Below are 24,771 nucleotides of genomic sequence, written 5' to 3'. Positions count from 1 at the left end.
GTTATTTCCCACCCGTTATTTTGTGGTGTTCTCCGTAGGCGTTTGTTCTTGTGGCGTTGTTGTTTGCTCTAAGGTTGTTGGTGCTTCAGTTTCGGCTGCCCCGTCCTCGCTCATTGGTGTTTCATTGGCTTGCTGTAACTGCTCATGCAATGCTTGCAGTGTTTGTCCATTCACCCAAGTTTGCCCTGCTTTGATTTGCGAGTGATTAAGATATTGATCCCCTTCTTCTTTGAAATAACGCAGAATCTCTTTATTCAGGTCATCATTAAAGAGATGCCAAAATTCATGGTTTTTACGGACATTGATGGCTTGCTCATTTGGGTGGAATACGCTTTTGCTGATACGGGTTTGAGTATCAAGGTTCAAATGCTGGAAAAATTCGGGTAACGATGGATCATCTCCCATGTTGCGGGTATCTAGGTCAAAATTGAGATCAACATTGAGGGTATTGGTTTGCGTATTGGGCAAGGTATCCAATTGTAAATTGAGGTTGCCTGCGTTGAGGTTGAAAGCAAGTTGTTTCAATGCAGATGTGGTGAAGGCTTTTTGTGTTTCAGCGGATAAATATTGTTCACAAAGGGATTGGTAAAGGCTGTTTAACCCGCATGAATAAGCCAAAAAGGCATCTTGATTATGCTGAATGTTAAGTGGCAAGTTGAGTTTAACCTGTTTCAATTCCACATGTTGCTCGGCATCGCTGAAATGACTGAGCGAGGCATTCAACGCCATTTGATATTGATTGCTTTCCACAGGGGTTTCTTGATAGTCAACATTGAGATCCTTAAGGGTGAAGCGATTACCATAACGCAAACTGCTAAGGGTGAATTGATCCTGTGTTTTTTCTTTAAAATTTTCCGCTAAATGTGTTAAGGCTTGTTTGAAGGCAAGCATCTCTTCTTTCGTTGCGTGTTTTTCTTTATGACGCCATAAATTGGCATAAAACGGCACAAAGGCTAAACGTTTTTCTATGTCTATTTGAGTGAGACTGTGTTTTGAGTCAAGCCTATTTAGTTGTAGCACATTTTGGGGAGCCTCATTAGGATTGAGAACGAGTTTGGCGTCCCCTAAATGCCATTCAAGCGTGATATTACTGTCGTGTTTATTTTGTAGATCAGCATCAACGCTGAAGCGGAGATCTTTTGCTTGAATAAAAGGTTTTGCTTGTTCGGGAATAATGAGTTCTTTGAGGGCAATTTGGCTTTTTATACCATCGTTATGGCGTAGTAAGTCAATTAAGGTAATAAACGCCTCAGACAATGACGGGGTGTTATCAATAAATTTTTCAGCTTCTTGGTAAAAACTGATGTGATTAGGCACCGCACTTTGTTGTAGGGCAAAATCTAACTGAGTCATCAGAATATTTTCTTGAGGGGATTTTTTATATTTATTAGAAAGGATGACTTTTTCACTGTTGAAGGTTAAGGCGGTGTCATAATGTTGAGCCGATAAGGTTTTATCAAACTCATAATGGGCATTTTCTAATTTAATATGGGTATTTTCGCCGTTTAATAAGAAAATATCTGCGTGTTTTAAATCTAAATCAAGGGAAGTGATGTCATATTGATGCTCACCAATTGGGGTTAATACATATTGCCCTTTTAATCCTTCAAATTTTGTTTTGGCATCATAATTAAAACCAGATAGCTCACTTTGCACCTCCATAGATTTTGTTTTGGAGGCATAGTTAATGTTAATTTCAAGCTGCTGGGCTTTATTGGTTAAATCTCGAAACTCGGTCAGAATTTGGGATTGCAAATAATCTCCCACCACAGAAAATTGACTATTGATCGTATTTTTATCAATGGTGATATTGAGTTTTTTATTAAGTTGCTGCACTAAAGCGGGAGGAAGTTTGGATTCTGCGGTAATGGCAAAAGGTAAAGCGGTTAATTGTGTGGTAATAATATCAGTTTGGTGTTCTTCATCTTTTAAAATAAACATTAATTCTCGTTTAAAAAAATGACGTTTTTTTTCAACCACATCTAAAGTAAGTCGATCTTTTAGATGGTAAGGAAAATTTTGTAACCCCTGATCAATTTTGTGGTTGGTGTAAAATTGTGCACAAATGCCTAAACCAAGTACAATGCTTGTTAACAGTAAAGTGATTTTTGTTTTCTTACTCATGGTTTCCCCACAATTTCTTTGTTTTCATGTCATTTTTCGCTTATTTATTGATAATAAAGCTAAAATTTTTTGCAAAGTATAGCGAATTAAGCACAGTAGCACAAATCTCTTAATTATGAATTCAATTCATTTGACCAATGAATTTTTTGAAATTGACACATATGCGACTTTTCTTTACTTTGGCAGTATAGACATCTAAAAGTACATGAGGTAAAGAAGATGAGTTACGCAAAAGAGATTGATACGCTAAACCAACACATTGCAGATTTAAACGGCAAGATCAATGTGTCCTTTGAATTTTTCCCACCTAAAAATGAAAAAATGGAAACCATTTTGTGGGATTCTATTAACCGCTTAAAAGTCTTAAAACCTAAATTTGTTTCGGTGACCTATGGGGCAAACTCTGGGGAACGTGATCGTACTCACTCCGTGGTGAAAAATATTAAACAATTAACAGGCTTAGAAGCTGCACCCCATTTAACAGGTATTGATGCCACTCCAGAAGAATTAGTTGAGATTGCAAAAGATTATTGGAACAGCGGTATTCGTCGCATTGTTGCTTTACGAGGCGATGAACCAAAAGGCTATGCGAAAAAACCTTTTTATGCCTCTGATTTGGTCACTCTTTTACGTTCAGTGGCGGATTTTGATATTTCTGTGGCGGCTTATCCAGAAGTCCACCCTGAAGCGAAATCTGCACAGGCGGATTTAATCAATTTAAAACGTAAAATTGATGCTGGGGCTAACCATGTGATTACCCAATTCTTTTTTGATATTGATAATTACCTCCGTTTCCGTGATCGCTGTGCTTCCATTGGGATCGATGCAGAAATTGTGCCAGGTATTTTGCCAGTCACCAACTTTAAACAACTAGTCAAAATGGCGGCTATCACCAATGTGAAAATTCCAGCATGGTTGGCGAAAAATTATGAAGGTCTAGATAATGATCAAACCACACGTAATTTAGTGGCTGCGAGTATTGCGATGGATATGGTGAGAGTGCTTTCTCGTGAAGGGGTGAAGGATTTCCATTTTTATACCTTAAACCGTAGCGAATTAACCTATGCGATTTGCCACACGTTAGGTGTGCGTCCTGATGTGCCAGCAGAATAATTGATAACCTTGAAAAATTAACCCTATAAAAAAGCCCTATCTGTTCAATATGCTCCGACAGATAGGGCTTTTTATAAGCCGTGAATACCTCACTTTACATCGTATTTAGCGTTATTTTGCAATACGTTTGTATTTCATACGATGTGGCTGAGTGGCATCTGCACCAAAGGTTTTCTTTTTCCACTCTTCATAATCAGAGAAGTTACCTTTGTAGAACGTGACGTTACCTTCATCACCGTAATCAAGAATGTGTGTGGCGATACGGTCTAAGAACCAACGGTCATGGGAAATGACCATGGCACAGCCTGGGAATTCTAAAATCGCATTTTCCAGTGCACGTAAGGTTTCAACATCAAGGTCGTTAGTCGGTTCGTCTAATAACAACACGTTACCGCCAGCTTGTAACAATTTAGCAAGGTGTAAACGACCACGTTCACCACCTGATAATTCGCCTACACGTTTTTGTTGATCCACCCCTTTAAAGTTAAAGCGACCCACATAAGCACGGCTTGGAATTTCGAAATTGCCAATACGTAAAATATCTTGTCCATGAGACACTTCTTCCCATACGGTTTTTTTGTCGTCCATGGCATCACGGAATTGATCGACCGAGGCTAATACAACAGTATCACCTAAGGTTACTGTCCCCGCATCTGGTTTTTCTTGACCTGAAAGCATACGGAACAGGGTGGATTTACCTGCCCCGTTTGGTCCGATAATGCCGACAATCGCCCCTTTCGGAATGCTAAAGGAAAGATTATCAATTAAGGTGCGATCACCATAAGATTTTGTTAAACCTTGAACTTCAATGACTTTGTCACCTAAACGTGGACCCGGTGGAATAAAGAGTTCGTTGGTTTCGTTACGTTTTTGATATTCACCACTGTTAAGTTCTTCAAAGCGAGCCATACGGGCTTTGCTTTTTGCTTGGCGACCTTTTGGATTTTGACGTACCCACTCCAACTCTTTCTCAATGGATTTTTGACGAGCAGATTCTGCCGCTTGTTCTTGGGCTAAACGCTTTTCTTTTTGTTCTAGCCAAGAAGAGTAGTTACCTTCCCAAGGAATCCCTTCACCACGGTCAAGCTCTAAGATCCAACCTGCTACGTTATCTAAGAAGTAACGGTCGTGGGTAATGGCGACCACTGTGCCTTCGTAGTCGTGTAAGAAGCGTTCTAACCATGCCACCGATTCCGCATCTAAGTGGTTGGTTGGTTCGTCTAACAATAGCATATCTGGTTTTTCGAGCAATAAACGGCAAAGTGCCACACGGCGACGTTCACCCCCTGATAAATGCTCAATTTTGGCATCCCATTCTGGCAAACGTAATGCATCGGCAGCACGCTCTAATTGGTTGTCTAAATTGTGTCCGTCGTGAGCTTGGATAATGGCTTCAAGTTCTGCTTGTTCTGCGGCTAATTTGTCAAAATCGGCATTTTCATCGGCGTATAAGGCATACACTTCATCTAACCGAGTGAGGGCGTGCTTTACTTCACTTACCGCTTCTTCAATGGCTTCACGCACGGTTTGTTGTGGATCGAGTTTAGGTTCTTGTGGCAAATAACCGATTTTGATGCCAGGTTGTGGGCGAGCTTCCCCTTCGATTTCTTTATCAATGCCAGCCATAATACGAAGTAATGTAGATTTACCCGCACCATTTAACCCCAAAACCCCGATTTTTGCCCCTGGGAAAAAGCTTAAAGAAATATCTTTTAAAATATGTCGTTTCGGTGGCACGATTTTACCGACACGATGCATAGTATAAACAAATTGTGATGACATAAGTTTCTCTCAATCGATGATAGTGAAAATTGGATTTATTTTACTTGAAATTTACTGGATTAGCTAATTTAGCAATAAAAAACCCTGTGCTGAAACCGCCACCAGAATGAAAATGGAAGAATGTTAAAACAAATAACCGTTTGAAATAGATAAAAAAAACCCTTCGCTCAGGAAGGGTAGGAAAGTAGTTTAGCTATTTATGATTATTTTATTTAGGAACTTTATGAATATCAAGCAATCACTTGACGTTGGCTATTTTACATAAATTTACACACAGGTAAAACTATTTTTACATTATTTTTGAAAGAAATCACAAAAAAAATGCTTAATGGATTAAGTTTTGAGCATTTTTAGCTGAAAATTGAGGTCTAGATGATTTGTGCTAGAATAAATTTATCCTGTTATTTATCTATTTACCTCTGGTTTTTATTCTGATTTTAAAGGTTATTGCAATGAAACGCATTTTTTTCTGTTTTTTGGGTTTATTCAGCAGCTTTTTTTCGTCATCACTATGGGCACATCCTCATGCCTTTATTGAAATGCGTACAAAAGTACTCGTGAGTGAACAAAAATTAACGGGGTTTTCCATGGAATGGATTTTAGACGAAGCCAGTTCCGCTGCCGTTTTGTATGATATTAAACAAGCAAAAGGCAACAAAAAAGCCTTACAAAAGTTGATCGATGAGGTGATGGGGAATATTGTGCATGAGCATTATTTTAGTTATCTCTATGATAAGCAAGGACAAAAAATAAAATATAAAGCCACACCACAAAATACGGGCATGAAATCAAATGGGAATCAGGTGTTATACCATTTTGATTTTTTACTTTCTCAGCCTCGTGAACTAAAAGACAATGAGTTTACTCTAATGACGTACGATCCCACTTATTATGTGGCGATGTATTACGATCCCGCACAAAAAAGTGCGGTGGATTTTTCCCTAATTTCTTCAAATTGCCAAGGTCAGGTGGTGGAACCTGTCGTCGATGAAAAAATTCGTCGTTATGCCAATTCCTTAGATCAAACGCAAAAAGATGAAGATGATTCTTTAGGGGTGATTTTTGCTCAAAAAGTGATGTTAATATGCAAATAAATTTTCCTATTAAGTCTGTGGTGATTTTACTTGTTTTGGGGATCTTGGCGTATTTTTTATTGCCCATGTTGTTTTTCCAAGTGGCAATTTGGCAACGAGATTTTAATCAATTGATGTCGGGGTATTTACATCAAATCAATTTACATCAAACCTATGCGGGATTGGGGTTAATTGGGGTGAGTTTTTTATATGGCGTTTTTCATGCGATTGGACCGGGGCATGGTAAATTTATCTTGGCAACCTATTTAACCACCCACCAAACGCAGTTAAAAACAAGCATTAAACTCACGTTGCTTTCTGCCTTAACACAAGGGTTTGTCGCCGTATTTGCCACCTCAATTGTGGTGGTCATTTTAAATCTGTCTTCCCATTATTTTAAACTCAGCCAACTTTGGTTAGAGCGTGGGGCATTTGCAATGATATTGTTACTGGGTTTGTACTGGTGTGTACGTTATGGAAAAATCTGGTACCAGCAATCTCGCCAAGGGAAAGCGATGATGAAGTTACAAATCAACCGTATTGATTTATCTGCAAATTCGCCTTTGCCTGCCTTGAAAACGGGGCAGCGTGTGCCTCAACATGTGATGCATTTTCATGGCGAACACTGTGGGTGTGGACATCAGCATGCACCGAATCAGCACCAATTAGCTCAGGCAAATGATTGGAAATCGCAGATCTTATTGGTGTTAAGTATTGGAATGCGACCTTGTTCGGGGGCGATTTTTGTGCTTTTTTTCGCCTATATGATTGATTTATATTGGTGGGGCATGGGGGCAACCTTTGCCATGGCACTTGGCACAGGCTTAACCTTGTCTGTTTTTGCCTTATTGGTACGCTATGCCCGACATAGTGCGGTCAAATTAGGACGTTGGTATCAGAATTCTTCCTCTTCTCATTCCCATGTTGATGTGTTAATAAAATGTTTAGCAGGCATATTGTTAATTTTCTTTGCTTCCAGTTTGCTCTATGGCACGACGTTACCAACACAAGGCGGTGCGGTACTGTTTGGTCGATAACTTCTTGCCCAAGAAGGCAAGAAAACTTTTTTAAAAATGACCGCACTTTTAACGCGTATTCAATAAAAAACAGGGTGGAACACATTAATTCCACCCTGTTTTTTTATGTATTGAATGGTTGCTTAGCCAATGACACTTGGTAAATAGCCCGCTTTAATTAAGAATGGTACATTCATGATAAGCAAGCCGAGTAATAACGCCCCAAATAAGACAACATTGCCGCCCATCACTCGATAAGGCAATTCAGGGTAACGTTTTCTGACTCGCCACGCCATGGCAACAGGTAACACTAAACCGTAAAAGGTAAACATTTGTCCTGCATAACCTAATGCCATAACGAAACCTTCTGGATAGAAAAGGGCAAAAATGAGTGGCGGTAAAAAGGTTAAAAAGCCGAGTGAAATACGGTTTGCTCGGATATTTACCCGTTTTAAGAGGTCGTATAAGCAATCAAAGAGTGATAATGCCACACCTAAAAATGAGGTGATTAAGGCTAAGGTAAAGAATAATCGCATTGCGATGCTAATGATTTCACTATTGGTGGCTTGATAAGTCGCTTTGATTAAACCATTTAAGCTTGGATCCGTGTTAAGAATCTCGACAAATTGACTTTGTGGGAAGACACCATGGGTTGCCATTTGCCAAATAATATAAGCCACCAATGGAATTGCGGTACCTGTAATAATGGCAATGCGTAAACGGCGAATATCACCTTCTAGATAGCTATTAATACTTGGAATAATCACATGGAAACCAAAAGATGTGAAAAAGACGGGACTGGCTGAAATAATCAGAAAATCCTTTAACGGCATAGCCATTAAATTTTCACTGCTAATTAACGGCAACATCATCAAAAGGACGAGTGCAAATGCCACTAATTTCACCGCAAACAAGGCACGAGTGAGTAAATCAACCGCCCCTGTACTAATGACAATGAACACACCAAGCACAACAGTAAATAACACAATAGACAGTTGGTTTGCATATTCACCTAAAAAAGGCAGTACGCTTGCCAATAATGAGCCGCCGCCAGTGACGTATGCTGATAAAATTGCATACATAAAGATGACAAGGGAAAGGGTGGCTAAAACACGCCCTATCATCCCAAAGTGCTGTTCAGCAAGGCTGGCAATGCCCGCATTTTGCGTTTCTGCTTTTTGATAGACTTCCACAAAAAGCAATGCACTGTAAGAAAGCAGTGCCCATAAAATGAAAAGCAGAATAAGGGTGTAAGTAAATCCCATTTCTGCTGATGTCAGTGGCATGGCGAGCATTCCCGCACCAATTGTGGTGCCCGCAACTAATAAGGCACTCCCAAACGTTTTATTTTTCATAGCTATCTCTCGAATAAAAATAATCAATAAGTCAACGCATTCTAGCGTAAAAAAAATTAAATGTAATCATTTTTTTACAGTGTTATGATTTTTTTACATGGTTGTATGAGTGGCTTCACAAGGAATCTCACAGATAACTACTGATTGAATAAAATTTTTGTGCTAAAATTTGCAACCGATTTTGTCCCTTAGTCTTTAAATTAGGAAATAATATGAATATTTTAGAAGGTGCTGTGGCTGCACCAAATGCCAAAATCGCCGTTGTGATCGCTCGTTTTAATAGCTTTATTAACGAAAGTTTATTGGAAGGTGCATTAGATGCATTAAAGCGAATTGGTCAAGTAAAAGATGAAAATATCACTTTAGTTCGTACCCCAGGTGCTTATGAGTTGCCATTAGTTGCTCGTCGTTTGGCTGAAAGCAAAAAATATGATGCCATTGTGGCTTTAGGTACCGTGATTCGTGGAGGAACGGCTCATTTTGAGTATGTTGCTGGCGAGGCAAGCAGTGGTTTAGGTCAAGTAGCAATGAATGCAGATATTCCCGTCGCATTCGGTGTATTAACCACAGAAAATATTGAGCAAGCCATTGAGCGTGCAGGCACTAAAGCAGGTAATAAAGGTGCAGAAGCAGCATTAGTCGCTTTAGAAATGGTAAATTTATTAGCTCAAATTGATGCGGTGTAATTGATAATGACAGAATTAGTAAAAAAAGCCTCTCCTCGTCGTCGTGCTAGAGAATGTGCGGTTCAAGCCTTATATTCTTGGTGCATTTCACAAAATTCGCCTGCGGAAATTGAACTTGAGTTTGTGGCTGAACAAGATCTTAAAGGGGTTGATACGCCTTATTTCCGCAAATTGCTTCGTCAAACCATTGAGAATGTGGATGTGGTTGATGACATCATGGCTCCGCATTTAGATCGTGATATCAATGAATTAGATCCGATTGAAAAAGCGGTGTTACGCCTTGCGGTGTATGAATTAAAGTTTGAACTTGATGTGCCTTACAAAGTGGTGATCAATGAAGCCATTGAAGTGGCAAAAGTCTTTGGTGCAGAAGACAGTCATAAATATGTTAATGGTGTATTAGATAAAGTTGCACCATCACTTTCTCGTAAATAGTGCGTTTAGAGGGATACAATGAGTAATGGCGAATTTGACATAATTCAACGTTATTTTATGGCCTCGAAACGACCACCTCGTAAAGATGTCATTGTTTCTATTGGTGATGATTGTGCGATAACAGAATTAAAACACAATCAGCGTCTTGTGACGACGACAGATACCATGGTTGAAAATACCCATTTTCTCCCCACCATTCGTCCAGCGGATTTAGCCTATAAATCCGTTGCGACCAATTTAAGTGATCTTGCCGCCATGGGGGCAGAACCTGCTTGGGTTTCCCTTGCTTTAACCTTACCTGAAATAAATGAACAATGGTTGAGTGAATTTAGTCAAAGCTTTTTTGAAATTCTCGATCATTACAATGTGGATTTGATTGGTGGCGATACCACAAAAGGGGAGTCGCTATCGCTTACCATTACGGCTCAAGGTATTATTCCTAAAGGCAAGGCATTATGTCGTCACAGTGCGAAAGTGGGTGATTGGATTTATGTTTCGGGAACCTTAGGGGATAGTGCAGCAGGATTGGCGTTACTGTTAAATCAAGAACCCATTCTTCATTCTGCACAACAATATTTGCTACAACGTCATTTGCGTCCGACCCCTCGAGTGTTGTTAGGATTGGAATTATCCGTATCGGGATTAGCCAATGCAGCGATTGATATTTCAGATGGTTTTGCCGCTGATTTAGAACATATTTTATCTCGTAGCCAATGTGGTGCGGTGATTGATATTGGCAAACTCCCGTTATCCAACGAATTGATTCAAACGGTGGGACAGCAACAAGCTGAGATTTTGGCGTTAACAGGTGGCGAAGATTATGAGCTTTGCTTTACGGTGCCAGATAGTAATAAGTTGAAGTTAGAGCGAGCATTAGCTTATATGGGTGTGCCATACACCTGTGTTGGACAGGTGCGAGCGATCAGTCCGAACAATAAAAAACGGATAAAATTTGAACGTCATGGTCAACCTGTTACCTTTGATCACAAATTAGGATTCGACCATTTTAAATAAGCACATTAAATAAGCACAAATAGGACGGTGGGCTGATGAATGATTCCCCTTTACAACGTGTTCGATTAAGCAATCCCATTCATTTTCTTGCCTTAGGATTTGGCTCGGGATTAATGCGTTCCGCTCCTGGAACATGGGGGAGTTTGGTTGGATTGCTACTCGGTTGGTTATTGTTACAGCATTTACCGAGTGTTTTTTTGGCAATTCTGACCGTCCTTGGCTTTTTGATTGGCTGCTACCTTTGTCAAAAAACCGCAGAGGATATGGGCGTGCATGACCATGGTGCCATTGTGTGGGATGAAATCATCGGCATTTTCATCGTCTTACTTTTTCTGCCAGAATACTCTTTTACTTGGTATGTGGGTGCCTTTCTGGCTTTTCGTTTCTTTGATATTTTAAAACCTTATCCGATTCGCTATTTTGATCATAAATTAGAAAGTGGATTTGGGATCATGTTAGATGATGTATTAGCCGCCCTTTATGCCATTCTCACACTGGTTTTTCTACACTATTTCCTTGCATAGAGATTTTGCCCCATGTTGAATGTCATGATTGTGCACTTTTTTGGCTTGATCACACCGGGACCTGATTTTTTTTATGTGAGCCGTTTAGCTGCCCGCAATTCTCGCCGTAATGCCCTATGTGGCGTGATGGGCATTACATTGGGGGTCTTATTTTGGGCATTAGCCTCTGTTCTCGGCTTAGCCATTTTATTTACCACAATCCCCATGCTACACGGCGTGATCATGTGTTTAGGTGGCGGCTATCTTGCCTATTTAGGTAGCTTAATGCTGAAAAGTGACACTAACGTGGTGTTTGATTCCCAATCAGAACAGGTCTTAAATCAAGCAAGCTCCATAAAAAAAGAAATTCTTAAGGGATTGATGGTGAATCTTTCTAACGCCAAAGCCATTATTTATTTTGCCAGTGTGATGTCTTTAGTGCTTGTCAATTTAACGGAAACTTGGCAAATTTTGACCGCACTTTTGCTTATCGTCTTGGAAACATTTATCTATTTTTATCTGGTATCCATTTTATTTTCACGTCCCATAGCCAAACGAATTTATAGCCAATATAGCCGTTATCTGGACAATCTATCAGGTGCTATTTTTCTGCTGTTTGGTGGGTATTTAGTGTATAGTGGATTACTTGAAATGACACACATCATCTAAGAAAGAGGAAAAAATATGACATTAAAAATCGCCGTAGTTGGTGCCGGTGGAAGAATGGGGCGCCAGTTGATCCAAGCTGTATCTGAGGCTGAAGGGGTGAGTTTAGGTGCGGCATTTGAACGTAAAGGGTCTTCATTAGTGGGCACAGATGCGGGAGAATTAGCGGGTATTGGCAGAATTGGGATTCAAGTATCTGACGATTTAGCCAGCCAAGCAGAACAATTTGATCTTTTAATTGATTTTACTCGTCCAGAAGGCACATTAGACTATTTAGCGTTTTGTGTTGCACATCATAAAAACATTGTGATTGGTACCACGGGGTTTGATGAAGCGGGTAAAGCGAAAATTCAACAGGCATCTGAAAAAATTGGTATTGTGTTTGCTTCCAATTATAGTGTTGGCGTGAATTTAGTGTTCAAATTATTAGAAAAGGCAGCTAAAGTGATGGGCGATTATTGTGATATTGAAATTATTGAAGCACACCATCGCCACAAAGTGGATGCCCCTTCAGGCACCGCCTTATCAATGGGCGAGCATATTGCCAAAACCTTAGGGCGAGATTTAAAAACACAGGGTGTCTTTAGCCGTGTGGGCATTGTCGGTGAGCGAAAACCAGATGAAATTGGCTTTGCGACCATTCGTGCTAGCGATGTGGTTGGTGAACATAGCGTTTGGTTTGCTGATATCGGCGAGCGGGTGGAAATCGCACATAAAGCGACCAGCCGTATGACCTTTGCAAAAGGGGCGGTACGGGCGGCAAAATGGTTGCAGAGCAAACAAAAAGGGTTATTTGATATGACCGATGTTTTAGACTTAAATAATTTATAAAGCGACGAAAAACTGTCTCAAACAGAATTTATTTACAACAACATAAAAAGCAAATAAGGGTATTATCTCTTATTTGCTTTTTTATTTGCTGTAGTCGTGAATATACGGCGTGAGAAAAATATTGTGACATGAAAATAAATTCGTTTTTAATGAGCGATGCTATATACTCTATTTTACTTTGCCAGTACAAAGTATATTCATTCATGACATTTAAATAAGGAAGACTTATGAAACGAATTCTATTTACTTCATTATCCATCGCTGCATTGGCGTTATCAGGCTGTGCAACAGAAGGTTCTCGTGTGATTGAAACCCCAAAAGTAGCGAGCTATGGCAGTGCTTATCAAGGACAAAAATCACTGATTGCAGTGGGGAAATTTGATAATAAATCAAGCTATCAAAATGGTATTTTTTCTGATGGCGTAGATCGTTTAGGGAATCAATCTAAAACCATTTTAGTGGCACATTTACAACAAACAGGGCGTTTTAGCGTGTTAGAACGTACCAATATGGCAGAAATTGCGGCTGAAGCTAAATTAAAAGGTAAAAAGCAACAATTAAAAGGGGCGAGTTATGTGGTTACAGGCGATGTGACGGAATTTGGTCGTAAAACCGTGGGTGATCATCAGTTGTTTGGTATTTTAGGACGTGGCAAACAACAAGTGGCTTACGCAAAAGTGACGTTAAATGTAGTGAATGTACATACCTCGGAAGTGGTTTACTCGGCACAAGGTGCGGGCGAATACAACTTATCGAATCGTGAAATTTTAGGATTTGGTGGCACAGCAGGTTATGACGCTACCCTAAATGGCAAAGTATTAGATCTTGCAATCAGAGAAGCTGTGAATCATCTGGTGGAAGGGATTGAATCTGGACAATGGAAACCTTCCCACTAAGACTCGGAGGGTAAAATGTTAGGTCGTATGAAACTTGTCGGATTATTCTCCGCTATTTGTGTACTCACCGCATGTCATAGTCCGCAAGGGCTGTATTACTGGGGAAATTATAATGATGTGATTTACCATTATTATGAAAAGCCAGGTGAGTTTGATAAACAAGAAGCCAGTCTGGTGAAGATTATTGAAAAAGCCAAAACATTGAATAAACAAGTTGGGCCGGGGATTTATGGTCAACTAGGATTAGTGCAGTTAAAACAAGGTAAAGCCGCTGAGGCTCAAGCCTCTTTCGAGCAAGAACAAGCCCTTTATCCTGAATCCACTGCTTTTATTCAGTTTTTACAAGGCAAGAAGCCAGTCGTAAAATCAACAAAAGGACGTTAATGATGAAAACACTTTTTCTTCTTCCCCTTCTGTTATTCAGTTTTGTTATGACAGGTTGTGCGGTTGAGCAAAAACAACCTTATGACTATACCGAGCTAGAAAAAGCCAAACCTAAATCGATTCTTCTTGTGATGCCAACGAATAATTCTGTTGAAGCCAAAGCGGATGTGTCGGTTTTGGCACAAGCCAGTATTCCATTGGCGGAGCTTGGCTATTATGTGTATCCCGTTGCATTAGTGGATGATGTATTTAAACAAAATGGGGCACATACAGGGAATGATATTCAAGCCTTAAGTTTACCTAAAATTCATCAAATTTTTGGTGCTGATGCCATTATGTATCTAGACATCGAAGAATATGGGTCGAGTTATCGTATTGTGTCGAGCGATACCATTGTGACCCTTTCTGCAAAATTGGTGGATTTACGCACGGGGACAACCCTCTGGCAAGGGAGAACAAGTGCGAGGACTTCTGATTCACCGAATAACTCATTAATTGGTGTGTTAGTGGCTCAAATTATTAATTCATTAACCGACAAAGGCTATGATGTTGCGGGTCTTGCAACACATCAATTGTTTAGGTTTGGTGAAAATGGCGGCTTGCTATTAGGGCCAAGAGCAACGGGCGTGGCAGCAAGAAAGGGCTTATAGCTCAATTTCTAAATCTTCTTCAACCTGACAACAGCAGAGCAAAATCTCATTAGGTTGAATAAAGGCAAGGGGTGGTTCTTTATAGGACACCTTGCCTTTTCTTATTTTTACACGGCATGATCCACAATAGCCTGCACGGCATTGATATTCATGAAAGATCCCCTTTTTTTCTAAATGGGAAAGGAGCGACGTGCTATTGTCGTGTTCTAGCGTGATTTGGCTATGAATAAGGTGAATTTTCATGGGGATGCTTATGGATAAAACGGAAGAAAAAATGACCGCACTTTTATGTTGGCTAAAAGTGCGGTCTGTTTTGAACAGATTTTAGAGATCGAAATCATCGAAATCTTTGGTGTCCACTTTGGAGTCAATTTGACCGACAAGATAAGAACTCACTTCCACTTCTTGCGGTGCGACCTGTACGTTATCGGAAACCAACCATGCATTAATCCAAGGAATTGGGTTTGAGCGAGCTTGGAAAGGAAGAGGTAAGCCCACCGCCTGCATACGAATATTGGTGATATATTCTACATATTGCACCAAAATATCTTTATTCAGCCCAATCATTGACCCGTCTTTGAACAGATAATCTGCCCATTCTTTTTCTTGTTCTGCGGCTGCCACGAACAAATCGTAGGCTTCTTGTTTGCATTCTTCCACAATTTCTGCCATTTCAGGATCGTCCTGTCCTGACGCCATAATATTCAGAATGTGCTGTGTGCCTGTTAAGTGTAAGGCTTCATCACGGGCGATAAATTTAATGATTTTCGCATTCCCTTCCATTAATTTGCGTTCAGCAAAGGCAAAGGAACAGGCGAAAGACACATAGAAACGAATGGCTTCAAGGGCATTTACACTCATTAAGCAAAGGTAAAGTTGGCGTTTAAGATTGCGTAAAGTGACCTTGCATTCTTGTCCGTCAACGGTGTAGGTACCTTCACCGTAAAGAGTGTAAAGTTGCGTATCACGAATTAAATCATCGTAGTAGCAAGAAATATCTTTGGCACGTTTAATGATTTCTTCGTTGGTGACAATGTCATCAAAAATCACAGAAGGATCGTTCACAATATTGCGAATAATATGCGTATAAGAACGAGAATGGATAGTTTCAGAGAAAGTCCAAGTTTCAATCCAAGTTTCTAATTCAGGAATCGACACCAAAGGCAATAACGCTACATTTGGGCTACGACCTTGAATAGAATCCAACAGCGTTTGATATTTTAAGTTGCTGATAAAAATGTGTTTTTCGTGTTCAGGCAAAGCTTGATAGTCAATGCGGTCTTGCGATACGTCCACTTCTTCAGGACGCCAGAAGAAAGAAAGTTGTTTTTCAATTAATTTCTCAAAGGTTTCATATTTTTGTTGGTCATAACGTGCAACATTCACGTTTTGACCGAAGAACATCGGTTCTTTTAATTGATCATTTTTCGTTTGTGAAAAGGTAGTATAGGCCATAAGTATGCTCTCCATAAAGTCAATGTACGGAAAAAATTACCGCACTTTCAACGAAATTAATAGATGGAGGCTATTTTACCGAACTCGCCTGATTTACGCTAGCCGTTAATTTTAAGAAATGAAACTTTTTCTCATTTCGTTAAAGATTACGTAAACACCTATAAAAAGATCCGCACTTTTTATCATGCGGATCTTGTCAAATCATTATTCTTTTGGTAGTCGAGCGATTGATAAAATCAATCCACCCCAAATGATTGCTAAGGCGATTAGCATCATGATAATTGCACTTGTGCCCATTATTGATCCCCCTTGATTCCTGTGATGTGTTTCCAAGGTAAGCGTGAAAGTAAAAACGCCACCACCACTAAACCGATTGCCATGCCCCAACCGAAGGTATTAATAAACCAAGCTGGGTAACCACCGTAACCTTCTGTTGCAACTTTATTAATTTCTGTAAACAACATATACACTAATACGGTAGAGGTGACGGTACCAATCAGCACACGCCAAATGACGCCGACTTTAAATGAAGAGGTTTCGTTGATATGTGCGGCAAGCCCTGATAAGGATTCATTAATTAATACGGCATAAATAACGGTTAATCCCACGGCAACAATACCAAAACTATTGACGAATTTATCCAAGACATCTAAAACAGGTAAGCCTGTGGTGGTTCCAAATAATAATACTGACACGGTCGCCATTGGTACACATACCGCAATCGTTGCAATAGAACGACGCATTCTTAATTTATCTTGCACCGCAGAAATAATGACTTCTAACACAGACATTAAAGAGGTGATACCTGCAAATAGCAATGAACCGAAGAACAATACGCCAATTACGGTGCCGAATGGTGCTTGGTCGATAATTGCAGGGAATGCAATAAAGGCTAAACCTAATCCAGAGGTTGCGACCTCACTCACTTCTTTACCGCCAGCCGTTGCCATGAAACCTAAGGCAGCAAAGACGCCGATTCCTGCGAGTAATTCAAAGCTACTGTTCGCAAAGCCTACCACTAAGCCAGAACCTGTTAGATCACTTTGTTTTTTCAAATAAGAAGAATAGGTGATCATAATACCGAAGCAAATGGACAAGGAGAAGAAAATTTGACCATAAGCCGCCACCCAAACAGTTGGTTCCAATAATTTAGACCAATCAGGGGTAAATAACGCATTCAAACCTTTATCTGCACCAGGTAAGAAAAGGGCGGTAATCACTAAAATCACAAACATAATCGTTAAAAGTGGCATAAAGAAAGTCGCAGATTTACCGATCCCCTTTTGTACCCCTAAGGCTAGAATGGTCAAAATAACCAGCCAAACGCCGACTAATGGACCCATGATGCTAGCAACAAAATCAAAATTGATAGCAACCCCTTCAGCCATTTGCAAATATTCTTTAAAGAAAAAACTTGCAGGATCACTGCCCCAAGCACTATTGAACGAAAAATAAGTATAAGACGCCGCCCAACCAATGATCACAGCATAATAGATACCGATGATCACATTGATCATCACTTGCCACCAACCAAAGGTTTCAAAATTTTTGTTTAGATGACGAAATGCAAGAGGAGGAGAGGCTCGGTATTTATGCCCAATGGCATAATCCAAGAAGAGAAGCGGAATCCCCGCCGTTAATAACGCCACTAAATAAGGGATAATAAAGGCACCGCCCCCATTTTCATAAGTAATATACGGGAAACGCCAAATATTCCCTAACCCGACTGCCGAACCAATTGCGGCAAAAATAAACGCTTTACGTCCTGAGAACGTTTCGCGACTTTGAGATGATGTTGTCATAATAGCAACCTTTTCTTGTTAGCTTTGTTAAATAAAGTGAGAATTTAGAAATATAATGAAATTTAGGTGGCAGTCAATAGGGAAAAATGCTTTATCTTGGCAGAATAATTTGCGTATTGTAGTTTTATCTTCTGTTAAAAATTGTCATTTTAGATTTATATGTTGAACACTTTAAGCTAAACACGATTAAGCGGCTAAAAACGCAATGAATTTACAGCGTAAAACACTGGGGAAAAAAATGAAAAGTGCGGTCATTTTTAAAAAGGTTTTACGCCTTAAAAATTGACTGTAATTTATTAAGCAGGTTTAACGGGGAATGAAACAGGTTAAGAGAGACAGGCATGAACAGGGATAGCCCCTTCTTTTGTGTACAATAGCGTGAATTTTGATTAGAATTCCCAAAATTTTCCCAGCGTGAGTAAGGATATTTTCACAAAGGAAATGTGATGGTGATGTCCATGTTGAGTGATAGGAAGAGCAATGTTAAACAATCATAATCTTGATGAACAAAATGAAATAAGAAAACTCGTTAAAATAACTTTTATTATTTGGGTATTGTGTGCAATCTATTTAGTTTTTAGCCAATGGAATGGCGTAATGAATTTGCACTTCAATGATAATGATGATTTTATGCGTTTTCATCAATACCGAGAGTGGCTTAAAAATGGAAACTGGTATTTACAGCCCATTCCACAGTTTAGTCCGAATAATCAGTTAATAATGCACTGGTCTCGCTTAGTGGACATCCCCTTGGTGTTATTTGCAGGCTTTTTTTCTTTCTTCTTTGAGCCCTCTCTTGCCTTTGCGTTAACCAATACTATCGTCCCTTTACTTTATTTGTGGATCTTTTTGCTGGTGGTAGCTTTGGTGAGTTATCGTCTATTTGGGATGGAAACGGCGAAAATTGCCATGTTAATGCCGTTAATTTCGCCGTTGAGCATGCGTTTTTTACCCGGGGCTTTAGATCACCATAATCTGCAATTTATTTTGCTTGCGTTATTTCTTTTCTTTTCCCCACTTGTCAGTGTTCGTCAGCGTTTTCACCATGCCTTTTTCAGTGCGTTATGCATGGTGCTGTCTTTGTGGATTGGGTTAGAAAATATTTATACCTTTGTTGTCATTTTATTTTTGTTGACCTTATGGGGATATTTTTCGCACGCCAGTTACCTCACTTTTTGCCAATCAGTGAGTTTGTATGCGGTGTTATTCATTCCGATTTGTTTAGTGTTAAATCGCCCCGTGAGTGAATTTTTTGTCGCCCATTATGATGCGTTGTCTTTTCCATTTTGGTTATGTTTTCTTTCTGCCTTGGTGTTTTGTTATGCTTTGCGTCGCATTTCCCCTGTATGCTTGTCTGCCAAAATTGCAGTGTATTTAAGCTTAGGTGTTTTGGTGTTATTGCCTGTGGTAGTGGCGTATCCTGAACTGTTGCAAGGGGGCTATGCGAACTATCCCGAGCTATTGAAACGGTTGTGGTTAGATAATGTGTCAGAAGCCCGTTCTATTTTCACAAACATGCAAAATGATCTTGGGCATATTGGCTATTTCTTTGCGGTATTGATGGCGATATTGTCACCTTATTTTTTCGACAGAAAGGAGACGCGATACCATATTTTGTATGTGGCGTTTTTGATTAATTTTCTTTTGGCATCATTTTGGCAAATCAGAATGATTGCGGTGGCGTTGGTGTGCGGTATTCCGTTACAAGCCTATGTTTGTGCAAAACTAAGAGAGAAATTTCATCATGTGTTAGTCAAAATCGTGGTGTTATTTTTGTCTTTCCCTTCGTTTGTGCTTTTTCTGTTTATTTTGCTGTTTAGTTCAACAAATGAACAGTTGGAAGAAAAAGAGGGGAGTCATTTTTCGGTTATTGAGTTTTTAAATAAACATCATATTCAGGGCAAAAATACCTTGGCATCCATTGATTTAGGTGCTCCGATTATTGTGGGAACCGATAATACGATTATTTCCGCCCCTTATCACCGTAATATTCAAGGAAATTTAGATTTATTCCGCTTTTTCTTAGCAGAAGATGAGGGAGAAGCCAAAGCTATTTTAGATAAATACCGTATTGATTATGTGTTATTAGATAAGAATTTTTATCAGCATATTTCCCGTGCTGAATTAGAAAACACGCTACTGGAGCGAATTTTCAAGAATAAAAAGGTGCCAGCGTATTTAGAATATGTGGATTCAGATGGCTTTATTAAATTATATCGATATGTAGGCGAGGAAAAATGAAATTAACCATTTTAATGCCATGTTTGAATGAAGTGGAAACATTAGAAAAATGCATCAATAAAGCTAAATCTTGGATAGTTAAGTCTGGTGTTACGGCAGAAATTTTAATTTCGGATAACGGGAGCACAGACGGTTCTCAAGTATTAGCTACACAGCTTGGAGCAAGAGTGGTGAATGCTCCTGAGAAAGGGTATGGTGCAGCATTGATTTATGGGGCGAAAGCGGCGAAAGGACAATATATTATCATGGGGGATGCTGATGATTCTTATGACTTTAGTGAATTAGATGCTTTTATGGATAAACTTCAGCAAGGTTACGATTTAGTGATGGGAAATCGTTTTTTAGGAGGGATTGAAGAAGGTGCAATGCCTTGGAAGAATAAATATATTGGCAATCCTGTGCTTTCTGCCATCGGGCGTTTATTATTTAAATGCCCAGCGAAAGATTTTCACTGTGGTTTAAGAGGCTTTTCAAAAGCCGCTTTCGAAAAAATGGATTTGCGTACCTCAGGCATGGAGTTTGCATCTGAAATGGTGATTAAAGCGAACTTACTCAAGATGAAAATAGCTGAGGTGCCGACAACTTTATCTAAAGATGGACGATCAAGACCACCGCATTTAAAACCATGGCGTGATGGTTGGCGACATTTGCGTTTTATGTTGTTATTTAGCCCTAAATGGCTGTTTATTTATCCGAGTTTTATTATTTCTTTATTTAGTCTTATCGCGTATTGTGCATTACTTATGGGGCCTGTTGAGACGGAGTTTATACGTTTTGATATGAATACGTTGTTATTTGTGCAATGCTTTTTGGTGGTCGGAATTTTATGTTTTTGTTTTGGAACTATTGTGCATTTGTTTGCGATTAGGGAAGGGTTATTACCTGAAAATCGGTGGATGACAATTATCCAAGAAAAACCTGTTTTAGAATGGGGAATGGTATTTTCTTTTATTCTTATGATAATTGGTGGAGTAACTGGATTTGATTCGATCTTTTTTTGGATAAATCATTCGTTTGGTGATTTAGAAGTCGGGACATTGATCCGAACAATCAGCTTATCCACTTTAAGTATTACATTAGGCTTTATTTGGTTTTTTATGTCTTGTATTGCGGGTTTTTTAGCATTACCGAAATCAAGAATCTAATATTTTCATGATGAAAAGAAGTGTGTTAGCGAAATAATAACAAGCGTAAAAATTTTCTTCTTACTTGCTAAATTCAGGCGATAAATAGCTTTTTATCTGAAATCGATCTAAAATGAGCAGATTATTTTTATGCAAAAGTGCGGTGAATTCCGTTTAAATTTTAAGAACAAGTAGGTAAATAATGATTGATCCAAATCTATTGCGTAGCAATCTTGCGGAAGTGGCTGAGAAATTAAAGATTAAACGTCATTTTGAATTAGATGTTGCGTTGTTAACAGACTTAGAAGAACAACGTAAACAATTACAAGTGAAAACAGAAACATTACAAGCAGAGCGTAATGCACGTTCGAAAAATATTGGTCAGGCAAAAGCCCGTGGTGAAGATATTTCTGCTTTATTAGCCGAAGTGGATGGCATGGGGATTGAGCTTAGCACCACGAAGGCACAGCTTGATGATGTGCTAGCTGAGATTAATCAAATTGCACTCACCATCCCTAATTTACCTGCTGATGAAGTGCCACTGGGTAAAGATGATTCGGAAAACCTTGAGGTATTGCGTTGGGGCACGCCAAAAACCTTTGATTTTGAAGTAAAAGATCATGTTACCCTTGGGGAAAATTTACAAGGTTTAGATTTTAGTGCTGGGGCAAAATTAAGTGGCTCTCGTTTTGCGGTGATGAAAGGGCAAATCGCAAAATTACACCGTGCGTTAGCTCAGTTTATGCTGGATTTGCATACTGAACAACATGGCTATACCGAAGCCTATGTGCCTTATTTAGTCAATCATACGACACTTTATGGTACTGGCCAGTTGCCAAAATTTGGTGAAGATTTATTCCATACTAAAGCACTCGAAGGTGAGCAACCTTATGCGTTAATTCCAACCGCAGAAGTGCCGGTTACCAATTTAGTGCGTGATGAAATTTTAGAGGAAGCGGATTTACCTTTAAAAATGACCGCACATACTCCGTGTTTCCGTTCAGAGGCGGGATCTTACGGGCGTGATACCCGTGGTTTAATCCGTATGCACCAATTTGATAAAGTGGAATTAGTACAAATTGTGGCTCCTGAAACCTCAATGACAGCGTTAGAAGAGCTGACAGGACAAGCCGAGAAAGTGTTGCAATTATTGGAACTGCCATACCGTAAAGTTTTATTATGTACGGGAGATATGGGCTTTGGTTCATGCAAAACCTATGATTTAGAGGTTTGGCTTCCTGCACAAAATACATATCGTGAAATTTCATCTTGTTCAAATATGTGGGATTTCCAAGCTCGCCGTATGCAAGCACGTTATCGTGCCAAAGGGGATAAAAAACCTCGCTTAGTGCATACCTTAAATGGTTCAGGGCTTGCTGTGGGGCGGACATTGGTTGCGGTATTAGAAAACTATCAAAATGCAGATGGTTCAATTACCGTGCCAACGGTGTTGCGTCCTTATATGGGTGGGCTAGAGGTTGTGGGTAAATAATCACAGCCTGTTCCATTAGGATCTGAAAAAACCTAGATCACTTACTGTGGTCTAGGTTTTTTTATGGGTATTTTATTTGCCTGTCGCCAAAGTATGAGCGGTGTTCAACATGGCTGAAACTTTTGTAAAATCTACCGCACTTTTCTTTCCTTAAATCTGTTTATCTTCCTAAGTAGCTATCCCAATCTTTCCAAACGGGTTGTAACCCTTTCTGGATTAATACTTGCCAGATCTCTTGTGGTGAACGTTCATCGTAAGGCGAGAATTGGTCTAATTCTGGCTTTTGATTGGCATAGCCACCAGGTTGGGTTTTTGAGCCTGCACTGATGGTGTTAATGGCAATCGGAATGACATGATCACGAAAATGAGGGGCTTCTCGTGTAGAAAGGGATAATTCCACTTCGGGAGCAAATAAACGAAAGGCACAAATTGCTTGCAAGAGCTGTTTATCGCTGATTAATGAAGCAGGTTGGACTCCGCCTACACAAGGGCGTAAACGAGGAAAGGAAATGGAGTAGCGACTTTTCCAATATTGTTGTTGTAGATATTGCAAATGGGTGGCAACAAAATATAAATCTGTACGCCAATCATTAGATAGCCCGAGCAACGCCCCCAAACCAATTTTATCAATGCCTGCTCTGGCAAGGCGATCTTGTGTATCAAGGCGATATAAAAAATCTTGTTTTTTGCCATGCAAATGATGTTTGGCATATTGAACAGGATGGTAGGTTTCTTGATAGACTAAGACACCATCTAGACCGAGCTGCTTAAGGCGATGGTATTCTTCTTCTAACAGGGGCTGAACCTCCATCATGAGTGAGCTAAAGTGCGGTCGAATTTGGGGTAACATTTGCTCAAAATAACGCATGCCGACTTTTTGTTGATGTTCACCCGTCACTAGCAAAACATGTTCATAGCCTAATCGCTTAATTGCTTCACATTCTGCCAAAATTTCATCAAGATTAAGGGTTTTTCGCTTCATTTTATTGCTCATGGAAAAACCACAGTAGCTGCAATCGTTGGCACAGAGATTGGATAAATACAAGGGTAAATAAAAGGACACAATATTGCCGAAACGTTGACGTGTTAAACGTTGGGCTTGTTGTGCCATTTGTTCTAAATAAGGGGTTGCCGCAGGGGAAAGTAAAGCCATGAATTGGCGTAAACTCACTTTCGGGGATGCCAGTGCGTTTTCCACATCGGTTGCGGTTTGGCTATTCAGTTGTAAGGAGATATCACTCCAATCCAAGGTTGCCCAGTAATCGGTAAAACGAGAAAATTGACGCATAAGGTGCTCACAGATCTAAAAATTGGGTGAGTGGACTGGTGGCTTGTGCGGTTTGACTGATTTTACCTAAGCCAGATAAATAACCTAAACGACCTGCTTCAACGGCGAGCTTGAAGGCTTTTGCCACTTGGACAGGATGTTGTGCAACAGCCATGGCGGTATTGACTAGCACCGCATCTGCACCTAATTCCATGGCTTCGGTGGCATGGCTCGGTGCACCAATGCCCGCATCGACCACCACGGGCACACGGCTTTGCTCAATGATGATTTGTAAAAAATCACGGGTTTTTAAGCCTTTATTTGAACCAATGGGGGAGCCTAAAGGCATGACGGCTGCACAGCCTGCTTCTTCTAAATGCTTACAAAGCACGGGATCGGCACTGCAATAAGGTAGCACCACAAAACCTTGTTTCACCAATATTTCAGCGGCTTTTAAGGTTTCAATGGGATCGGGTAATAAATAGCGAACATCAGGGTGAATTTCGAGTTTCACCCAATTGGTTTGTAGGGCTTCACGGGCAAGATTTGCCGCAAAAACCGCTTCTTCTGCCGTTTTGGCACCTGAGGTATTCGGCAGTAATTTTACGCCAATGTCTAATAATGGGCTGAGAATATCATCATTTTTTTGTGCTAAATTAATGCGTTTCATCGCCATGGTGGCGAGTTGCGAGCCTGATTCAGCAATGCTTTGTTGCATGAGTGTGGCATTGGCAAATTTGCCAGTGCCTGTAAATAAGCGAGACTGAAAAGTAGTATCGGCAATGGTTAATGGATCGCACAACGGTGTAGAAGGCGACGTAGAAAGCGGAGTAGAAAGCGTTGTCATCGTAATATCCTTATG

General features: G+C 39.9%; 24 protein-coding genes. 15 read left to right on the top strand and 9 right to left on the bottom strand.

Annotation, left to right across the window (positions count from 1 at the left end):
• Window positions 1-15: 15 nt before the first annotated feature.
• Window positions 16-2,124: a hypothetical protein gene (locus ACPEEM_RS05205; protein ID WP_424402850.1), complete on the bottom strand. Its 2,109-nt coding sequence runs from the start codon at window positions 2,122-2,124 to the stop codon at window positions 16-18.
• A 219-nt stretch (window positions 2,125-2,343) separates the two neighbouring features.
• On the opposite strand from ACPEEM_RS05205, the gene metF reads away from it, so the two are divergent.
• Window positions 2,344-3,237, top strand: coding sequence for a methylenetetrahydrofolate reductase (metF, locus tag ACPEEM_RS05200; RefSeq protein ID WP_424408014.1), 894 nt, complete (start codon window positions 2,344-2,346; stop codon window positions 3,235-3,237).
• Window positions 3,238-3,348: 111 nt separating this feature from the next.
• Here metF and ettA read toward each other — a convergent pair whose 3' ends face one another.
• Window positions 3,349-5,019 (bottom strand): energy-dependent translational throttle protein EttA, encoded by a 1,671-nt coding sequence (ettA, locus tag ACPEEM_RS05195; RefSeq protein ID WP_424408012.1) that lies wholly within the window; start codon window positions 5,017-5,019, stop codon window positions 3,349-3,351.
• Between the two features lie 452 nt (window positions 5,020-5,471).
• Between ettA and zevA the strand changes: the two genes are divergently transcribed.
• Together zevA and zevB are read left to right on the top strand one after the other, a co-directional pair.
• The gene (gene zevA / locus ACPEEM_RS05190) at window positions 5,472-6,113 is read left to right on the top strand and encodes a zinc transporter binding subunit ZevA (RefSeq protein WP_424405672.1); all 642 of its coding nucleotides are present in this window, start codon (window positions 5,472-5,474) and stop codon (window positions 6,111-6,113) included.
• Window positions 6,104-7,129, top strand: a complete 1,026-nt coding sequence (gene zevB / locus ACPEEM_RS05185; protein ID WP_424408010.1) for a zinc transporter permease subunit ZevB — start codon at window positions 6,104-6,106, stop codon at window positions 7,127-7,129. Before zevA ends, zevB begins: the two co-directional genes overlap by 10 nt.
• A gap of 122 nt (window positions 7,130-7,251) precedes the next feature.
• On the opposite strand, the gene ACPEEM_RS05180 is transcribed toward zevB, so the two are convergent.
• Window positions 7,252-8,463, bottom strand: a complete 1,212-nt coding sequence (locus tag ACPEEM_RS05180) for an aromatic amino acid transport family protein (RefSeq protein WP_424402855.1) — start codon at window positions 8,461-8,463, stop codon at window positions 7,252-7,254.
• Window positions 8,464-8,675: 212 nt separating this feature from the next.
• On the opposite strand from ACPEEM_RS05180, the gene ribE reads away from it, so the two are divergent.
• The 9 genes from ribE to ACPEEM_RS05135 all read left to right on the top strand — a co-directional run bounded on the left by ribE (window position 8,676) and on the right by ACPEEM_RS05135 (window position 14,528).
• The gene (gene ribE, locus ACPEEM_RS05175) at window positions 8,676-9,149 is read left to right on the top strand and encodes a 6,7-dimethyl-8-ribityllumazine synthase (protein ID WP_424402856.1); all 474 of its coding nucleotides are present in this window, start codon (window positions 8,676-8,678) and stop codon (window positions 9,147-9,149) included.
• A 6-nt stretch (window positions 9,150-9,155) separates the two neighbouring features.
• Window positions 9,156-9,584: a transcription antitermination factor NusB gene (gene nusB, locus ACPEEM_RS05170; RefSeq protein ID WP_424402857.1), complete on the top strand. Its 429-nt coding sequence runs from the start codon at window positions 9,156-9,158 to the stop codon at window positions 9,582-9,584.
• An 18-nt stretch (window positions 9,585-9,602) separates the two neighbouring features.
• Window positions 9,603-10,598: a thiamine-phosphate kinase gene (gene thiL / locus ACPEEM_RS05165; protein WP_424402858.1), complete on the top strand. Its 996-nt coding sequence runs from the start codon at window positions 9,603-9,605 to the stop codon at window positions 10,596-10,598.
• A 35-nt stretch (window positions 10,599-10,633) separates the two neighbouring features.
• Window positions 10,634-11,122: a phosphatidylglycerophosphatase A family protein gene (locus ACPEEM_RS05160; protein ID WP_424402859.1), complete on the top strand. Its 489-nt coding sequence runs from the start codon at window positions 10,634-10,636 to the stop codon at window positions 11,120-11,122.
• A gap of 12 nt (window positions 11,123-11,134) precedes the next feature.
• The gene (locus tag ACPEEM_RS05155) at window positions 11,135-11,770 is read left to right on the top strand and encodes a homoserine/threonine efflux transporter (protein ID WP_424408008.1); all 636 of its coding nucleotides are present in this window, start codon (window positions 11,135-11,137) and stop codon (window positions 11,768-11,770) included.
• Window positions 11,771-11,785: 15 nt separating this feature from the next.
• A complete protein-coding gene (gene dapB, locus ACPEEM_RS05150; protein WP_424402861.1) occupies window positions 11,786-12,598 on the top strand; it encodes a 4-hydroxy-tetrahydrodipicolinate reductase in 813 nt (270 codons plus the stop codon).
• 227 nt (window positions 12,599-12,825) lie between these two features.
• Window positions 12,826-13,494, top strand: coding sequence for a CsgG/HfaB family protein (locus ACPEEM_RS05145; RefSeq protein WP_424402862.1), 669 nt, complete (start codon window positions 12,826-12,828; stop codon window positions 13,492-13,494).
• Window positions 13,495-13,509: 15 nt separating this feature from the next.
• Window positions 13,510-13,878 carry a DUF4810 domain-containing protein gene (locus tag ACPEEM_RS05140; RefSeq protein ID WP_424402863.1) on the top strand — a complete coding sequence of 123 codons (369 nt, stop codon included), beginning with the start codon at window positions 13,510-13,512 and terminating at the stop codon, window positions 13,876-13,878.
• Complete coding sequence (locus ACPEEM_RS05135) at window positions 13,878-14,528, top strand: DUF799 domain-containing protein (protein WP_424402864.1); 651 nt, start codon at window positions 13,878-13,880, stop codon at window positions 14,526-14,528. Before ACPEEM_RS05140 ends, ACPEEM_RS05135 begins: the two co-directional genes overlap by 1 nt.
• Here ACPEEM_RS05135 and yfaE read toward each other — a convergent pair.
• The 4 genes from yfaE to ACPEEM_RS05115 form a co-directional block, all read right to left on the bottom strand.
• A complete protein-coding gene (gene yfaE / locus ACPEEM_RS05130) occupies window positions 14,523-14,771 on the bottom strand; it encodes a class I ribonucleotide reductase maintenance protein YfaE (RefSeq protein WP_424405680.1) in 249 nt (82 codons plus the stop codon). The two genes, ACPEEM_RS05135 and yfaE, sit on opposite strands and share 6 nt — an antisense overlap.
• Window positions 14,772-14,852: 81 nt before the next feature.
• The gene (gene nrdB, locus ACPEEM_RS05125) at window positions 14,853-15,983 is read right to left on the bottom strand and encodes a class Ia ribonucleoside-diphosphate reductase subunit beta (protein ID WP_424402866.1); all 1,131 of its coding nucleotides are present in this window, start codon (window positions 15,981-15,983) and stop codon (window positions 14,853-14,855) included.
• 204 nt (window positions 15,984-16,187) lie between these two features.
• Window positions 16,188-16,280 (bottom strand): methionine/alanine import family NSS transporter small subunit, encoded by a 93-nt coding sequence (locus tag ACPEEM_RS05120; RefSeq protein ID WP_424402867.1) that lies wholly within the window; start codon window positions 16,278-16,280, stop codon window positions 16,188-16,190.
• The gene (locus ACPEEM_RS05115; protein ID WP_424402868.1) at window positions 16,280-17,785 is read right to left on the bottom strand and encodes a sodium-dependent transporter; all 1,506 of its coding nucleotides are present in this window, start codon (window positions 17,783-17,785) and stop codon (window positions 16,280-16,282) included. The genes ACPEEM_RS05120 and ACPEEM_RS05115 overlap by 1 nt, the downstream gene beginning before the upstream one ends.
• Before the next feature lie 480 nt (window positions 17,786-18,265).
• Here ACPEEM_RS05115 and ACPEEM_RS05110 point away from each other — a divergent pair, with 480 nt between their 5' ends.
• From ACPEEM_RS05110 to serS, 3 genes are all read left to right on the top strand, one after another.
• Window positions 18,266-20,026 carry a hypothetical protein gene (locus tag ACPEEM_RS05110; RefSeq protein WP_424408006.1) on the top strand — a complete coding sequence of 587 codons (1,761 nt, stop codon included), beginning with the start codon at window positions 18,266-18,268 and terminating at the stop codon, window positions 20,024-20,026.
• Window positions 20,023-21,171: a glycosyltransferase family 2 protein gene (locus tag ACPEEM_RS05105; protein ID WP_424408004.1), complete on the top strand. Its 1,149-nt coding sequence runs from the start codon at window positions 20,023-20,025 to the stop codon at window positions 21,169-21,171. The genes ACPEEM_RS05110 and ACPEEM_RS05105 overlap by 4 nt, the downstream gene beginning before the upstream one ends.
• A 181-nt stretch (window positions 21,172-21,352) precedes the next feature.
• Window positions 21,353-22,642, top strand: coding sequence for a serine--tRNA ligase (gene serS, locus ACPEEM_RS05100; RefSeq protein ID WP_424408002.1), 1,290 nt, complete (start codon window positions 21,353-21,355; stop codon window positions 22,640-22,642).
• 160 nt (window positions 22,643-22,802) lie between these two features.
• On the opposite strand, the gene thiH is transcribed toward serS, so the two are convergent.
• Together thiH and ACPEEM_RS05090 are read right to left on the bottom strand one after the other, a co-directional pair.
• On the bottom strand, window positions 22,803-23,930 hold the full coding sequence (gene thiH, locus ACPEEM_RS05095; RefSeq protein ID WP_424402872.1) for a 2-iminoacetate synthase ThiH: 1,128 nt from the start codon (window positions 23,928-23,930) through the stop codon (window positions 22,803-22,805).
• 7 nt (window positions 23,931-23,937) lie between these two features.
• Entirely contained in the window at window positions 23,938-24,756 is an 819-nt protein-coding gene (locus tag ACPEEM_RS05090) for a thiazole synthase (RefSeq protein WP_424405687.1), read from the bottom strand.
• Window positions 24,757-24,771: the final 15 nt, after the last annotated feature.

This window comes from Pasteurella pantherarum (assembly GCF_049670885.1).
Taxonomy (GTDB): Bacteria; Pseudomonadota; Gammaproteobacteria; order Enterobacterales; family Pasteurellaceae; genus Pasteurella.
The sequence above is the reverse complement of the archived record's forward strand: the minus strand, read 5'-3'. Positions and strand labels throughout refer to the sequence as shown.

Coding starts and splice junctions, on each gene's coding strand:
- ACPEEM_RS05205 (WP_424402850.1), bottom strand. CDS start 2,124: ATGAGTAAGAAAACAAAAATCACTTTACTGTTAACAAGCATTGTACTT.
- metF (WP_424408014.1), top strand. CDS start 2,344: ATGAGTTACGCAAAAGAGATTGATACGCTAAACCAACACATTGCAGAT.
- ettA (WP_424408012.1), bottom strand. CDS start 5,019: ATGTCATCACAATTTGTTTATACTATGCATCGTGTCGGTAAAATCGTG.
- zevA (WP_424405672.1), top strand. CDS start 5,472: ATGAAACGCATTTTTTTCTGTTTTTTGGGTTTATTCAGCAGCTTTTTT.
- zevB (WP_424408010.1), top strand. CDS start 6,104: ATGCAAATAAATTTTCCTATTAAGTCTGTGGTGATTTTACTTGTTTTG.
- ACPEEM_RS05180 (WP_424402855.1), bottom strand. CDS start 8,463: ATGAAAAATAAAACGTTTGGGAGTGCCTTATTAGTTGCGGGCACCACA.
- ribE (WP_424402856.1), top strand. CDS start 8,676: ATGAATATTTTAGAAGGTGCTGTGGCTGCACCAAATGCCAAAATCGCC.
- nusB (WP_424402857.1), top strand. CDS start 9,156: ATGACAGAATTAGTAAAAAAAGCCTCTCCTCGTCGTCGTGCTAGAGAA.
- thiL (WP_424402858.1), top strand. CDS start 9,603: ATGAGTAATGGCGAATTTGACATAATTCAACGTTATTTTATGGCCTCG.
- ACPEEM_RS05160 (WP_424402859.1), top strand. CDS start 10,634: ATGAATGATTCCCCTTTACAACGTGTTCGATTAAGCAATCCCATTCAT.
- ACPEEM_RS05155 (WP_424408008.1), top strand. CDS start 11,135: ATGTTGAATGTCATGATTGTGCACTTTTTTGGCTTGATCACACCGGGA.
- dapB (WP_424402861.1), top strand. CDS start 11,786: ATGACATTAAAAATCGCCGTAGTTGGTGCCGGTGGAAGAATGGGGCGC.
- ACPEEM_RS05145 (WP_424402862.1), top strand. CDS start 12,826: ATGAAACGAATTCTATTTACTTCATTATCCATCGCTGCATTGGCGTTA.
- ACPEEM_RS05140 (WP_424402863.1), top strand. CDS start 13,510: ATGTTAGGTCGTATGAAACTTGTCGGATTATTCTCCGCTATTTGTGTA.
- ACPEEM_RS05135 (WP_424402864.1), top strand. CDS start 13,878: ATGATGAAAACACTTTTTCTTCTTCCCCTTCTGTTATTCAGTTTTGTT.
- yfaE (WP_424405680.1), bottom strand. CDS start 14,771: ATGAAAATTCACCTTATTCATAGCCAAATCACGCTAGAACACGACAAT.
- nrdB (WP_424402866.1), bottom strand. CDS start 15,983: ATGGCCTATACTACCTTTTCACAAACGAAAAATGATCAATTAAAAGAA.
- ACPEEM_RS05120 (WP_424402867.1), bottom strand. CDS start 16,280: ATGGGCACAAGTGCAATTATCATGATGCTAATCGCCTTAGCAATCATT.
- ACPEEM_RS05115 (WP_424402868.1), bottom strand. CDS start 17,785: ATGACAACATCATCTCAAAGTCGCGAAACGTTCTCAGGACGTAAAGCG.
- ACPEEM_RS05110 (WP_424408006.1), top strand. CDS start 18,266: ATGTTAAACAATCATAATCTTGATGAACAAAATGAAATAAGAAAACTC.
- ACPEEM_RS05105 (WP_424408004.1), top strand. CDS start 20,023: ATGAAATTAACCATTTTAATGCCATGTTTGAATGAAGTGGAAACATTA.
- serS (WP_424408002.1), top strand. CDS start 21,353: ATGATTGATCCAAATCTATTGCGTAGCAATCTTGCGGAAGTGGCTGAG.
- thiH (WP_424402872.1), bottom strand. CDS start 23,930: ATGCGTCAATTTTCTCGTTTTACCGATTACTGGGCAACCTTGGATTGG.
- ACPEEM_RS05090 (WP_424405687.1), bottom strand. CDS start 24,756: ATGACAACGCTTTCTACTCCGCTTTCTACGTCGCCTTCTACACCGTTG.